Source organism: Streptomyces sp. NPDC030838, from assembly GCF_055572035.1.
Genome location: NZ_JBVIED010000005.1, coordinates 462,434 through 476,543 on the forward strand (window position 1 = coordinate 462,434; position 14,110 = coordinate 476,543).

The 14,110-nt window shown below is 72.3% G+C and carries 12 protein-coding genes; 5 read left to right on the top strand and 7 right to left on the bottom strand.

Annotated features, from left to right (window positions below; genetic code table 11):
• Window positions 1–85 precede the first annotated feature (85 nt).
• The 7 genes from hpf to mtnA all read right to left on the bottom strand — a co-directional run bounded on the left by hpf (window position 86) and on the right by mtnA (window position 8,178).
• Complete coding sequence (gene hpf / locus ACZ42A_RS17545) at window positions 86–778, bottom strand: ribosome hibernation-promoting factor, HPF/YfiA family (protein WP_468528078.1); 693 nt, start codon at window positions 776–778, stop codon at window positions 86–88.
• A 29-nt stretch (window positions 779–807) separates the two neighbouring features.
• Window positions 808–939 carry a hypothetical protein gene (locus ACZ42A_RS17550; RefSeq protein ID WP_468528079.1) on the bottom strand — a complete coding sequence of 44 codons (132 nt, stop codon included), beginning with the start codon at window positions 937–939 and terminating at the stop codon, window positions 808–810.
• Window positions 940–1,093: 154 nt separating this feature from the next.
• A complete protein-coding gene (locus tag ACZ42A_RS17555) occupies window positions 1,094–2,023 on the bottom strand; it encodes a ComF family protein (protein ID WP_468528080.1) in 930 nt (309 codons plus the stop codon).
• Between the two features lie 258 nt (window positions 2,024–2,281).
• Complete coding sequence (locus ACZ42A_RS17560; protein WP_468528081.1) at window positions 2,282–4,114, bottom strand: LpqB family beta-propeller domain-containing protein; 1,833 nt, start codon at window positions 4,112–4,114, stop codon at window positions 2,282–2,284.
• The gene (gene mtrB, locus ACZ42A_RS17565) at window positions 4,104–6,158 is read right to left on the bottom strand and encodes an MtrAB system histidine kinase MtrB (RefSeq protein ID WP_468528082.1); all 2,055 of its coding nucleotides are present in this window, start codon (window positions 6,156–6,158) and stop codon (window positions 4,104–4,106) included. The genes ACZ42A_RS17560 and mtrB overlap by 11 nt, the downstream gene beginning before the upstream one ends.
• A 1-nt stretch (window position 6,159) precedes the next feature.
• Complete coding sequence (mtrA, locus tag ACZ42A_RS17570) at window positions 6,160–6,849, bottom strand: two-component system response regulator MtrA (protein ID WP_015659998.1); 690 nt, start codon at window positions 6,847–6,849, stop codon at window positions 6,160–6,162.
• A gap of 189 nt (window positions 6,850–7,038) precedes the next feature.
• Window positions 7,039–8,178, bottom strand: coding sequence for an S-methyl-5-thioribose-1-phosphate isomerase (gene mtnA, locus ACZ42A_RS17575; RefSeq protein ID WP_468528083.1), 1,140 nt, complete (start codon window positions 8,176–8,178; stop codon window positions 7,039–7,041).
• A gap of 140 nt (window positions 8,179–8,318) precedes the next feature.
• On the opposite strand from mtnA, the gene ACZ42A_RS17580 reads away from it, so the two are divergent.
• From ACZ42A_RS17580 to ACZ42A_RS17600, 5 genes are read left to right on the top strand one after another with little or no spacing between them, the layout of a single operon-like run.
• Entirely contained in the window at window positions 8,319–9,650 is a 1,332-nt protein-coding gene (locus ACZ42A_RS17580; RefSeq protein WP_468528084.1) for a DUF7847 domain-containing protein, read from the top strand.
• A 4-nt stretch (window positions 9,651–9,654) separates the two neighbouring features.
• Window positions 9,655–10,470: a DUF4129 domain-containing protein gene (locus ACZ42A_RS17585; RefSeq protein ID WP_468528085.1), complete on the top strand. Its 816-nt coding sequence runs from the start codon at window positions 9,655–9,657 to the stop codon at window positions 10,468–10,470.
• Window positions 10,467–11,663 (top strand): DUF4350 domain-containing protein, encoded by a 1,197-nt coding sequence (locus ACZ42A_RS17590; RefSeq protein ID WP_468528086.1) that lies wholly within the window; start codon window positions 10,467–10,469, stop codon window positions 11,661–11,663. Before ACZ42A_RS17585 ends, ACZ42A_RS17590 begins: the two co-directional genes overlap by 4 nt.
• Window positions 11,663–12,652 (top strand): AAA family ATPase, encoded by a 990-nt coding sequence (locus ACZ42A_RS17595; protein WP_468528106.1) that lies wholly within the window; start codon window positions 11,663–11,665, stop codon window positions 12,650–12,652. Before ACZ42A_RS17590 ends, ACZ42A_RS17595 begins: the two co-directional genes overlap by 1 nt.
• The gene (locus ACZ42A_RS17600; RefSeq protein WP_468528087.1) at window positions 12,652–13,962 is read left to right on the top strand and encodes a DUF58 domain-containing protein; all 1,311 of its coding nucleotides are present in this window, start codon (window positions 12,652–12,654) and stop codon (window positions 13,960–13,962) included. Before ACZ42A_RS17595 ends, ACZ42A_RS17600 begins: the two co-directional genes overlap by 1 nt.
• The last annotated feature ends 148 nt before the right edge of the window (window positions 13,963–14,110 follow it).

A 14,110-nucleotide genomic window follows, 5' to 3' on the forward strand; every position in this document is an offset into this window, starting at 1 on the left:
ATAACGGTCGCATCGGTGGCACACAGGTGCCCCTGGGGGCGCACACACGCTCCAGGGGCACCGGATCAGCTGTCGTCCGGGAAGGTCAGCCGCCCAGCGAACCGCCCGCCTCCGGCGAGTGCGGCTCGGTGACCATCGTGTCCGTCCTGAGATGGATCACGCCGTAGTCGTACGCGTGCCGCCGGTAGACGACACTCGGTTCCTTGGTTTCGGAGTCGACGAACAGGTAGAAGTCGTGCCCGACCAGCTCCATCTCGTAGAGCGCCTGGTCGAGAGTCATCGGGGCGGCGACGTGCGTCTTCTCGCGGACGACGAGGGGGCCCTCGCCCTGTACCTCGAGCGAGCCGATCCTCTTGGTCGGCACGCCTTCCGGCTCGTCCGCCGCGACGGTGTGGCCGTTGCCGTTGAGCGTTGCCGCGCCCGGAACGTGGTGGGGGACCTCGGCGGCGGTGAGCCGACGGACACCGCGGCGCGTGTGCCGCTTGTCGTGCTGCCTGCGCAGCCGGGCTTCCAGCTTCTCGGCGGCCAGGTCGAGCGCCGCATACGGATCGTTGGCCGCTGCCTCCGCCCGGATCACCGGACCGCGGGAGCGGAGCGTGATCTCCACCCGGTCGCAACGGTCGGCCTGTCGGGGGTTGGGCTCCTTGGACACCTCGACGTCGAGGCTGATCACCTTGGCATCGAGCTTCTGGATCTTCTCCAGCTTCAGCTTCTCGGCCACGTGCTTGCGGAACCGCTCGGGCACCTCGGTCTTGCGGCCCTTGACGACGATGTCCACGCAGAACTCCGTTCCCGGATCACTCCGCTTCAGCTGCGGAGCATCTCCCTTGTGCACCAGGTCCCGGTGAGCCCCGGAACCTCGGACTCGGTGACGTCCACCTCCTCCTCCCCCATGGGCGAGATCTGCACCCCGGCCGACTGGGTGATTGCGGAAATCACGCGGCACGGCATTCGGATACGAGAGGTGTGGCCTGCGGCTTTCCCTCACAACCGAACATATCTCGCCTGGACGGATGTCGTCACCCTCTACCGCGGCGTACCTCCGTTCAGGTGTATTGGCCCTCTCACTACCTGCAACGATGCGACTTCGCAGTCAGTTCCGGTTTATTTCGAAAGAATCCGGCGTTGCTGCGATCACCGCCGCGCAGATCACTTCCCCGGCCCCCTCCGGCCCCGTCATTCCCTGGCCGACCCGCTTCCGGTCCGCGCCCCCTTTCATGGGTCCAGCCGTCCGTGCCCCAGTCCTTTCCCGACTTCCTCTCCCGTACACAACCGACACGCGTTCTCCGGGGATCCCATCCCTCGGGTGCCCACATCCGGCCGCTCCGCCCGCCCGAGCCGCCCGCACCTCCCGCACCGCGCGCGCCGCCTCCGTCAGGGACGCGCCCGTCGTCATCAGGTCGTCGACCAGGACCACCGGCCCGCCCTCGAGCAGCCGCGCACCACCGGGTGCCACGGCCAGCGCGCCCGCGAGGTTGTCCAGCCGCTGCCGGGAGTCGAGCCCCGACTGGTCGGCGACCGCCCGCCGCTGCCGCAGCACGGCGAGCACCCGGGCCGGCGTCCCCGTCCGCCGTAGCTCCCCGGCCGCGGCGAGGGCGATCCGCCACACCGGATCATGCCCCCGCGCCCGCACCGCCCCGCGCGCCGACGGGACGGGCACGAGCAGCACCGGAGCACCGGAGGCCCGCGGCCTCACCCGACCGGCCGAACCACCGCCACTCCCGCACGCCTCCCGCAGTCCCGCCCGCACGGCTCCCGCCAGAGCCCCGCCGAGCGGCCCGGACAGCGCCAGGGCACCCCTCTCCTTGTGGGCCAGCAGCACGGCCCGCACCTCGTCCCCATACCGCGCGGCCGCGTGCACGACCGGGAGCCCCGGCGGCTCCGGCACCGGCCGCACCCGGCACGGTGCGGCCCCGCTCAGCGCTGCACGGCACTCCGGGCAGAGCACCGTACGAGGCCTGCCACAGCCCCCGCACTCGGCCGGCAGCACCAAGTCGGTGAGGTCCCGCCACCACCCCCGCATGGGGACCACTCTGCCAACCCCCGCACCGACCGGCCACCCCTGCGGAAAACCGCCTGTGGAAAACTCCACGCCCAGCCGGGACGCCCCTCACCCACCCGGGTCAGCCACCCGGCTCAGCCACTCGAGTCATCCACTCGGGGCAACGACACCGACCCCACTCCACCGCCCCGCCCCGCCCCGCCCCGAACAGCCGAAACGGCCGCCCCGCCGGGTCACCCCGCACGCGAACGGCCGTCTGGGAACAGGAAGGACCCGCCCTCACCCCGGATAAACCGGCGCCGACCCCTCCTTGACCACCGTCTGCCACTGCGCCCCCGACGGCAGCCGCACGATCCCGTCGTCCGAGTACGCCACCAGCGGCAGCCGCTCGTCCTCGGAGGCGCTGATCTCCTTCACCCCGGTCAGGGCATCCGGCGCGGGCCCCTTCGGCGTGGAGCCGTCGACCTGGGCGTACCGCATCTGCAACACGCCCCCCTTCGCGCGCCCGACCATCACGAGCCGGCCGTCACCACTCCACGACATGGTGGTGACCTCCTCCAACTCAGGCGCGGCGTTGCGCAGTTCGCGCACCGTCACCGCCGACCGCTGGCCGACCTTCTCGTCGAGGTCGATCCGCCCGACGAGCAGGGACTGTTCGCCGTCGTTCTCCACGATCAATGCGATCCGTACGCCGTCGGCGGCGACCCGCACCGACTTGATGCGTCCGTCGAGGGCAGGGATCTCCACCTCCAGCGGTTCGCCCTTGCCCGCCTGGAGGAGCAGCAGCCGCGCGTGCCCGGGGTCGCGGTCGGCGATCCACAGATTGCCCTGCTCGTCCCAGCTGGGTGTGGTCAGCCGGTCGTCCTCGGTCTTGCCCGCACTGGTCAGCACCGGCTCTCCGAGCAGAGCGCCCGGCTCCATCCTCGCGACGTACAACTCCTTGCCGTCCAGGGAGACTCCGGCCCCGCTGCGCTCGTCGCGCGACACCGCCACCGAGCGCAGACTCCTCGTGCCCTCGCCCAGCGGGCCCGGCACCGGCTCCGCACCGGCGGTCTTGCTGCTGCTGCGGATCCGCACCACGCGCCGTTCGCCGTCGAGGAAGTACAGGTACTCGGGGCTTCGCACCGGCCCGCGCGTGGCGACCGCCGTGGCCTCGTCCGCGTCGAGCGCGCACAGCTCCGCGTCCCCCGCCCGCAACTCGACCTCGTCCACCGCGGGGGTGAGGTCCTGCAAGGTGAACAGCAACTGGGCCGCCATCTCGTTGCACTTGGCCAGCCCGACCCGGGCGGCCTTGTCGTTCAACGGCACGGTCAGCTTGTTGTGTTCATCGGGCGTCAGCGAGGCCGCGCCCTTCTTCAGTTGCGTCCCCGTGGGGAAGCTCGACCGGACCACCGGATCGAGCCAGCGGGTCGGCCCGTCGAGCAGCGAACGCACCACCTGCGTCGTGGCGTCCACGCGCTGGCGCACATAGACGGGATCGGCGACCGCGGCGAGCTGCGCGGACGTGCCGGACGGGGTATTCGACGCCAGGTAGTACTTGTTGACGGACATGTAGTTCCGCTGGAAGTCCGACTGACCGAGCACTACGCCCTGCGGCAGCCGGTCGATGCGCCACTGCCCGCTCTTCTTCTCCTTCTTGAGCCGGACCTGCTGGTTGTAGGCCCCACTCGCGGGCGCGTACGACTGCTCCGCGTCCACGGTGGCGACCTTGGCGCCGGTCAGCAGGAACGCGAAGGTGTCGCTGTCTTCTTTGTTGGCCGCCCAATCGACCTCGATACCCGGCGCGTTGGCGAGCACCGTGGTGGCCCGCTTCGGCCTCCAGGACTCCCTGGCCGCGTCGGTCAGATACTGCTTCGCCGTCTCGTAGTTGGGATCGTCGCTGGTCAACGCCTCCAGGAAGCCCTGCACGATCTGCGGCGGCAGGGCGTCCTCCGACGGCGGTACGGCGAACACCCGCACCTGCGTGTCCTGCCGCGGCGTGGACTCGACATCGCGCAGATCCCCGTGGTCGGGCATCGAGGCGCACCCTGCCAGCAGGACGACGCCACAAGCGATGTACGCCACCGCGCGCGCCGGCGTGCGCCGGGCGCCCCCCTCGCGGTCAGCGCCCACGAGTTGCCTCCCCTTGCTCGTTCGACTCATCCGGCTCCGCGTCCGACGGACGGCTCGCGCTCGGATCGGGCGCCGTCTCGTCCGGCCGGCGTGCCCCTCCCATCGGCCGGGGCACCACGCGCGCGCCGTTCCCGGGCAGCGCCGTCGGGTCGGCCGTGGCCACGGCGGACAGCCGCGGGCCGATCGCGTCGAGCGGCCGCACCGGCCCGCCGGCCGAGGTCTGCGCGGGCACGGTGGCGCTCTTCTCGCCTCCGCGCGGCAGACCCGCGTCGTCCAGGCCGCGATTACGCCGCGAGTCCTTGGGCTCCAGCGGTATCGGCGAGCCCCGCAGTGGCTCGTCCGCGGTCCGCGGCAGGGTCAGCCGGAACTGCGAGCCACCGCCCGGCTCACCCCACGCCTGCAGCCAGCCGCCGTGCAGCCGGGCGTCCTCCAGGGCGATGGACAGGCCCAGGCCCGTACCGCCCGTCGTCCGCGCGCGGGCCGGATCGGCCCGCCAGAACCGGTTGAAGACCCGGGTCGCCTCACCGGGCTTGAGCCCGACACCGTAGTCGCGTACGGCGACCGCGACCGCCCCGCCCGCCGCGGCGAGCTTGACGACGACATCCTTGCCCTCACCGTGCTCCACGGCGTTGACGACGAGGTTGCGCAGCACGCGCTCCAGCCGCCGGGCGTCCGCCTCGGCGACGACGGGCTGCTGGTCGCCCACGATCCGGATCCGCGAGCCCTTGCGCTCGGCCAGCGGCTCGGCCCCGCCGACGACCCGCCGGACGACCTCCCTGAGGTCGATCGGCTCGGCCTCCAGCGCCGCCGCACCGGCGTCGAAGCGGCTGATCTCCAGCAGGTCCGACAGCAGCGACTCGAACCGGTCCAGCTGATCGGCGAGCAGTTCCGCCGACCGCGCGGTCACCGGGTCGAAGTCCTCGCGCGCCTCGTGGATGACGTCGGCGGCCATCCGCACGGTCGTCAGCGGCGTCCGCAGCTCATGCGACACGTCGGACACGAACCGCCGCTGCATCCGCGACAGGTCCTCCAGCTGCTGGATCTTCAGCTGCAGGTTCTGCGCCATCTTGTTGAAGGCCTCGCCGAGCCGCGCGATGTCGTCCTCGCCGGTGACCTTCATCCGCTCCTGGAGCCGCCCCGCCGACAGCCGCTCGGCGATACCGGCGGCCATCCGTACGGGCGTGACGACCTGGCGCACCACCAGCCAGGCGATCGCCCCGAGAAGGACGACGACGAACAGCCCGGCCGTCGCCAGCGTCCCCTTGACCAGGCTCAGAGAGTCCTCCTCCTGCGTCAGCGGGAAGAGGTAGTACAGCTGGTACGGATCGCCGTTCGGGTCCTTGACCTGCTTGCCGATGATCAGCGCGGGCTGAGACTCCGTGTTGGGCCCGTAGACGATGCGGGTGTAGCTCTGATACGCGCCCGGCCCGCTGGTGACCCGCTCACGCAGCTCCTCGGGCACGCTCTTGTTGGGATTGACCCCACCGGAGGCACGCGGACCGCGCCCGCCCCCGGTGTCGTCCCCGGCAGGCAGCGTCACGACGTCGAAGGCGCCTTGGCCGCCACTGGACAGGGACGTGACCAGGTCACTCATCCACTGGATGACGTTCTGGGAGGACCGTCCGTCCACCACGGCGGCATCGTCGGGGGCCCCGCTCGCCGCCTCCTCGGCCCGCTGCTTGGCCGCCGCGAAGCCACCCGTGGCCTGGCTCTGCGACGCGTTCACCTTGGCGTCCAGCAGGCCGTTGCGCACCTGCCCGATCACCACGAAGCCCAGCAGCAGCACGACGCCCAGCGACATCAGCAGCGTCGTGACGACGACCTTCAGCTGGATGTTGCGCCGCCACAGCCGCATCACCGGCAGCAGCGGCCGGCGCACCCAGCGCATGAACAGACGGAGGACCGGGCTGCCCTGGACTCCGCCCTGCAGCAGCCCGCCCTCCAGAAACCTTCCCCAGCGGGAGCCCGCCGCCTTCCGGCCGACAGGCCGCCCCGCGCGGGCCCCGGACCGGCCGGGCGCCGAAGCGGCACTGTCCCCGGACATGTCAGCTCGGCCCGGCCTTGTAGCCGACACCACGGACGGTCACCACGATCTCCGGCCGCTCCGGATCCTTCTCGACCTTGGAGCGCAGTCGCTGCACATGGACGTTGACCAGCCGCGTGTCCGCCGCGTGCCGGTAGCCCCACACCTGCTCCAGCAGGACCTCACGGGTGAACACCTGCCACGGCTTGCGCGCCAGCGCCACCAGCAGGTCGAACTCCAGCGGCGTCAGCGCGATCGACTGCCCGTCCCGCTTCACGGAGTGACCGGCCACGTCGATGACCAGGTCACCGATGGCGAGCTGCTCCGGCGCCGGCTCCTCCGACCTGCGAAGCCGCGCCCGGATACGAGCCACCAGCTCCTTCGGCTTGAACGGCTTGACGATGTAGTCGTCGGCGCCCGACTCGAGGCCCACGACGACATCGACGGTGTCGCTCTTCGCCGTGAGCATCACGATCGGCACCCCGGACTCAGCCCGGATCAGCCTGCACACCTCGATGCCGTCCCGGCCGGGCAGCATCAGGTCCAGCAGCACCAGATCGGGCTTGGTCTCCCGGAAAGCGGCCAGCGCCTTGTCGCCGTCGGCTACGAAAGACGGCTCAAAACCTTCACCACGCAGCACAATGCCGAGCATCTCGGCCAGTGCGGTGTCGTCGTCGACGACAAGGACTCGTCCCTTCATAAACGACATCATCCCATTCTCATAACGGTGGCGAAGATCCAGGTGAGGCAGCTCACTGGCCAGTGACGATAGTCGTACATCGTCGCTACTGTCTGCCTCCCCGAGCGCCAGGACCACCCACGGCCCCGCGACGCGACGCGGAGACGAGGTGTCATGAACCGGCAGTACGGCTCACGACACCCGGGAGAGCCCCCGGCCCGGTCAGCCCTGCCCGCCCCGCCCCTTCCCGCACAGCTCGGCCAGCGCCTCAGCGGTCACAGGGGACACGACACCCTCCTCCGTGACGATCGCCGTCACCAGTTCGGGCGGCGTCACATCGAACGCCGGGTTGTACGCCTGCGTCCCCAGCGGCGCCACCGGAACCCCGCCGCCCGCTCCCGACACCTGCACCTGGGGTGCCATCACCTCCGTCACCTCGTACCCCGGACGCTGCTCGACCTCGATGGCCGCCCCGTCCGGCGTGCTCGGATCCACCGTCGTCACCGGCGCCACCACGACGAACGGCACGTGGTGGTAGCGCGCGAGCACCGCCAGCGGATAGCTCCCCACCTTGTTCGCCACCGACCCGTCGGCCGCGATCCGATCGGCCCCGATCAGCACCGCGTCCACCTCACCGGCGGAGAACAGGGACCCCGCCGCGTTGTCGGTGAGCAAGGTGTACGCCATGCCGCTGCGCGCCGCCTCGTACGCCGTCAGCCGGGCGCCCTGCAACAACGGGCGGGTCTCATCCACCCACAGCCGCCGCAGCCGCCCCTGCCGATGCGCCGCCAGCGCCACCGCGAACGCCGTCCCGTCCCCGCCCGACACCAGCGACCCGGTGTTGCAGTGGGTGAGGATCCGGTGGCCCCCGCCGGGCAGCAGCTCGTCCAGCAGCGCCAGCCCGTGCTCGGCCATCCGCACGCTGGCCTCGGCGTCCTCGCGGTGCAGCTGCCGCGCCGCCGCCAGGGCCGCCGCGGCCGCCTCCCCGGCATCGCCGCCGCGGGCCAGGGCCGCGTGGTAGGCGTTCTGCGCCCGGCGCACCCCGAGGGAGAGGTTCACCGCGGTCGGCCGGGCACCCGCCAGCGCGAGCGCCGCCTCGTCCACGTCGAACCCCCGCGCGGCGGCGAGCGCGACGCCGTACGCCCCCGCGATCCCGAGCGCCGGCGCCCCGCGGACGGCAAGCGACCGGATCGCCTCCACCAGCGCGGGAGCGTCCGTGCAGACCAGTTCGACCTCCTCGCTCGGCAGCCTTGTCTGGTCCAGAAGCACCAGGACAGGGCCCTCGGGTGGCTCCTCCCATCGCAGCACCGGTACCTCGGTCGCCCGCTTGTCCTCGCCGGATTGCGCCTGCTGATCAGCCATGCCGTCAGTCTGCCCACTATCCGGCGGACAATTGAAGGTGTGCAGCCCGCACCGCGGCCGGTCCCCCGCAGACCACTCCATGGCACGATGTCTGCCAACCTGCCGCCGCGACCGCGGACGGGCACCGTGAAGGAGCGACGATGAACGACACTCCGGGCTGGGCCTCGCCCGGATCCTCCCCGTCCGACGGGCACGAGCCCGGCACGCCCGGCCCCACCGGACCGGCCGACCGGCCTGGCCCCGAGCAGCCCTCGCAGCAGCCTGGCGCCCAGCCACAGGACTCCGGCGCGCAGTGGTCCAAGCAGCAGCCGCCACCCGCCCAGTGGTCCGCGCCCGCCGGCCCTCCGCCGCCGGGCCAGACCCCGCCGCCCCCGCCGCCCGGCCCGGGCTGGGGCGCTCCGCCCCCCGGCGGCCCCGGTGGCGGCAACTGGCAGGGCCCCGGCGGCTACGGCGGCTGGGGAGCCCCCTGGGGCGGCCCCCCGCCCGCCGCCAAGCCCGGCGTGATCCCGCTGCGCCCGCTCGGGGTGGGCGAGATCCTCGACGGCGCCGTGTCCACCATGCGCACCTACTGGCGCACGGTCCTCGGTATCTCGCTCACCGTCGCGGTCGTCACCGAGATCGTCGTCATCCTGCTCCAGGGCCTGGTCCTGGACGACTACGCCGACACCGACGCCCTCGGCGACCCGAGCGCCACCCTCGACGAGGTGGCCGAGGCCATGGGCAACACCATGCTCAGCTCCGGCGTCCTCTTCGTGATCTCGCTGGTCGGCACCGTCGCAGCGACGGCCCTGCTGACCACCGTCACCAGCCGCGCGGTGCTCGGCAAGCCGGTCACGACCGGTGAGGCCTGGCGCGACGCCCGCCCGCAGATCGCCAAGCTCTTCGGCCTGATCTTCCTGCTGCTGCTCATCGCTGTCGGCATCGCGCTCGCGGGCGCGCTCCCCGGCATCCTCGTGACCGTCGCGGGCGGCGGTGAAGGCGGTGCCGCGCTCGCCGTCTTCGGCAGCCTCGCCGGCGCCGTCGTCGCCGTGTGGCTGATGATCCGCTTCTCCCTGGCCTCTCCGGCCCTGATGCTGGAGAAGCAGGGCATCACCAAGGCGATGAGCCGGTCCACGAAGCTGGTGCGCGGCTCCTGGTGGCGGGTCTTCGGCATCCAGCTGCTCGCCACGATCATCGCCAACATCGTCGCCGCGATCGTCGTCATCCCGTTCACGTTCCTCGCCGCCGCGCTCAGCGACGACGGCATCAGCGGCTTCGTGAACAGCACCGGTGACTTCGGCTGGACGTTCCTCGTCATCAGCGGCATCGGCTCGGTGATCGGCTCCACGATCACCTTCCCGATCACGGCCGGCGTCACCGTGCTCCTCTACATCGACCAGCGCATCCGCCGCGAGGCCCTCGACCTCGAACTGGCCCGCGCCGCCGGCGTCCAGGGCTACGGTCCGGGCTCCCCCGGCACCCCAGGGAGCTGATGCGGTGAGCCTGACGGGGGAAGGCCTCTCAACGGTGCCGGCACTGCCCCGCGCCGCGGAAGCGGCCGTACGCGCCTGGTTGCCCTCCGGCGACCCGGCCGTGCGGCCGCCGCACGGCGACCTGTCCGTCCTGTCGCTGGCGCTCTCCGAAGACGAACCTCCGGTGACGATCCCGCGCGACCCCGCGCGGGAGGCCGCCCGGCGCGAGCTGTCCAAGCGCATGTACCACGAGGACGACCCCGGCTTCTTCGAACGGGCCCTCGAGGCCTTCTGGGACTGGGTCGCCGACCTGTTCGGTGCCGCCTCGTCCGCCACCCCCGGCGGAACGGTGGGCCTCATGGTCGTCATCCTCGCCGTACTCGCCGTCCTCGGTGCCCTGTGGTGGCGCCTGGGGACCCCCCGCCGCCGGCCCACCTCCGCCGCCGCCCTGTTCGACGACAGCCCCCGCAGCGCGGCCGAACACCGCGCCACCGCCGAAGCCCATGCCGCCCAAGGCCACTGGAACCAGGCCGTCCAGGAACGCATGCGGGCGATCGTCCGCTCCCTGGAGGAACGCGCCCTCCTCGACCCCCGCCCCGGCCGCACGGCCGACGAGGCCGCAGCGGAGGCGGGCCGCGCACTGCCCTCCCACGCCGACCGACTGCGCGCCGCCGCCCGCGACTTCGACGACGTGACATACGGCGGCCGGACGGCGACCCAGGCGTCGTACCAGCGCGTCGCCGACCTCGACCGCGACCTGGAGCGCACCAAGCCCCGGCTCCCGAACAGCAGCGAGCAGAGCACACCGCCCCACCACACCAGCCAGGGGAGCGCCGGATGACCACCGACGCCACGCTCCCGGCCACCTCGGCCTCGCCCACCGCCCGCCAGGTGTGGACGCGCGCGCGAGGCGTCGTCCTCGCCCTCGTCCTGCTCCTGGCGGCCGCCGTGACCATCGCCGTCATCCGCTCCGACACCCGGCACGGCAACCTCGACCCACGCTCCGCCGACCGGCAGGGCAGCCGCGCCGTCGCCGAACTCCTGGCCGACCGGGGCGTGTCCACCCGCGTGGTCACCACCCTGGACGAGGCCCGCGCCGCAGCCGCCCCCGACACCACCCTCCTGGTCGCCGTCCCCGACCTCCTGACCGCCGACCAGCAGAACCGGCTGCACAGCGCCATCGCCGAATCCGACGGCCGCACCGTCCTCGTCGCCGCCGGCAGCGCCTCCGTCGAACGACTCGCCCCGGGTGTCACCGCGGACCCCGCCACCAGTCCGGAGTCGACCCTCTCCCCCGACTGCGACCTGCCCGCCGCCCGCCGCGCCGGCACCGCCGACACCGGCGGCATCCGCTACACCACCACCCGTCTCGACGCCGACGAGTGCTACCCCAGCGAGCGCCTGGCCACCCTGATCCGCGTCCCGCACCCCTCCGGGAGCGGCGACACCGTCGTCCTCGGCGCGCCCGACATCCTCCACAACGAACGCCTCGACGAGCAGGGCAACGCCTCGCTCGCCCTCCAACTCCTCGGCTCCCGCCCCCATCTGGTCTGGTACCTCCCCTCGCTCTCCGACACCTCCGCCACCGAGCCCGGCGAAGAGAAGAGCCTCATGGACCTGCTCCCCTCGGGCTGGCTCTGGGGCACCCTCCAGCTCTTCATCGCCGCGGCCCTCGCCGCCCTGTGGCGGGCACGCCGACTCGGCCCTCTCGTGCCCGAAAAACTCCCCGTCGCGATCCGCGCCTCCGAAACGGTCGAAGGCCGCGCCCGCCTCTACCGCAAAGCGAACGCCCGCGACCGCGCGGCCGCCGCTCTCCGCTCCACCACCCGCACGCGCCTCGCCCCCCTCGTAGGCGTCCCCGTGGCCCAGGCCCACACGCCCGAAGCCCTGCTCCCCGCACTGTCCGCGCACCTCCACGGCGACGGACAGCCCCTGCACTCCCTGCTCTTCGGCCCGCCGCCCAGCGACGACGCGGCCCTCATCGCACTCGCCGACCAACTCGACGCCCTCGAAAGAGAGGTACGCCGTCCATGATGGACCCGACCACTGACAACGCCGGGCAGACCGGGCACCCGGGCGACGCCCGAGCCGCCCTGGAAGCCCTGCGCGCCGAGATCGCCAAGGCCGTGGTCGGCCAGGACCCCGCCGTGACCGGCCTCGTCGTCGCCCTCCTCTGCCGCGGACACGTTCTACTGGAAGGAGTCCCTGGGGTCGCCAAAACGTTGCTCGTCCGCGCCCTCGCATCCGCACTGGAACTCGACACCAAGCGCGTCCAGTTCACCCCGGACCTGATGCCGAGCGACGTCACCGGCTCCCTCGTCTACGACGCCCACACCGCCGAGTTCTCCTTCCAGCCCGGCCCGGTCTTCACCAACCTCCTCCTCGCCGACGAGATCAACCGCACGCCCCCCAAGACCCAGTCGTCTCTCCTGGAAGCCATGGAGGAACGCCAGGTCACCGTCGACGGCATCCCCCGCCCGCTCCCTGAGCCGTTCCTGGTCGCAGCGACCCAGAACCCGGTCGAGTACGAAGGCACCTACCCCCTCCCCGAAGCCCAGCTGGACCGTTTCCTCCTCAAGCTGACGATCCCGCTCCCCTCCCGCCAGGACGAGATCGACGTCCTCACGCGGCACGCCCAGGGCTTCAACCCGCGCGACCTCCGCGCCGCCGGCGTACGCCCGGTGGCCGGCCCCGCCGACCTCGAAGCCGCCCGCGCGGCCGTAGCCAAGACCACGGTCTCCCCCGAGATCACCGCCTACGTCGTCGACATCTGCCGAGCCACGCGCGAATCGCCGTCCCTCACCCTCGGCGTCTCCCCGCGCGGCGCCACCGCCCTGCTCGCGACGTCCCGCGCCTGGGCCTGGCTGACCGGCCGCGACTACGTCATCCCCGACGACGTCAAAGCCCTGGCCCTCCCCACCCTCCGCCACCGCGTCCAGCTCCGCCCGGAGGCCGAAATGGAAGGCGTGACCGCCGACTCGGTCATCAACGCGATCCTCGCCCACGTCCCCGTCCCCCGCTGATGGCACTCACCGGACGCGCCGCCCTTCTGGCGGCCCTAGGCTCCCTCCCCGTCGGCATCTGGGAACCCAGCTGGACGGGCATCCTCGCCGTGAACGGCCCGCTGGCCATCGCCTGTGCCTGCGACTTCGCCCTCGCGGCACCGGTACGACGCATGGGCCTCACCCGCTCAGGCGACACCTCCACGCGCCTGGGCGACACCGCAGATGTCACCCTCACGGTCACCAACCCGTCCCGCCGCCCGCTACGCGCCCACCTGCGCGACGCATGGCCGCCGAGCAGCTGGCAGCCCGGCACCGAAGTGGCCGCGTCCCGCCACCGCCTCACCATCCCCCCGGGCGAACGCCGACGCGTCACCACGCGCCTCCGCCCCACCCGCCGCGGCGACCGCCAAGCAGACCGGGTGACCATCCGCTCCTACGGCCCGCTGGGCCTCTTCACCCGCCAGGGCACCCACAAGGTCCCCTGGACCGTACGCGTCCTGCCCCCCTTCACCAGCCGAAAGCACCTCCCCTCGAAGCTCGCCCGGCTCCGCGAACTCGACGGCCGCACCAGCGTCCTCATCCGCGGCCAAGGCACGGAGTTCGACAGCCTCCGCGAGTACGTCCCCGGCGACGACACCCGCTCGATCGACTGGCGCGCCACAGCCCGCCAGTCCACAGTCGCCGTCCGCACCTGGCGCCCCGAGCGCGACCGGCACATCCTCCTGGTTCTCGACACCGGCCGTACCTCCGCGGGCCGCGTGGGCGATGCCCCACGCCTCGACGCCTCCATGGACGCCGCACTCCTCCTGGCCGCCCTCGCCTCCCGCGCCGGCGACCGCGTGGACCTCCTCGCCTACGACCGCCGCCTACGCGCCCTCGTCCAGGGCCGTACGGCAAGCGACGTCCTCCCCGCGCTGGTCGACGCCATGGCGACACTGGAACCGGAACTCGTGGAAACGGACGCCCGAGGCCTCACGGCCACAGCACTCCGTACGGCCCCGCGCCGCTCCCTGATCGTCCTGCTGACCACTCTCGACGCGGCCCCGATGGAGGAAGGTCTGCTCCCCCTCCTGCCGCAGCTCACCCAGCGCCACACCGTCCTCGTGGCATCGGTAGCGGACCCGTACATCGCCGGCATGGCCAGAGCCCGTGGAAACGCGGAGTCCGTCTACGAAGCTGCCGCCGCGGCCCAGGCCCAGTCAGAACGCGATCGCACCGCCGAAAAACTCCGCCGTCACGGCGTCACAGTCGTCGACGCCACACCGGACGACTTGGCCCCGGCGCTAGCGGACGCCTATTTGGCGCTGAAGACGGCGGGCCGTTTGTGAGGTCGTTTGTGAGGTGATCTGGGCTCTGGGAAAGGCCCGATCATCTCCACGGACCCTGAACGCAGAAAACCCCCGCATCGTGTGATGCGGGGGTTTTCCCAAAAATTGTTCGGCGGCGTCCTACTCTCCCACAGGGTCCCCCCTGCAG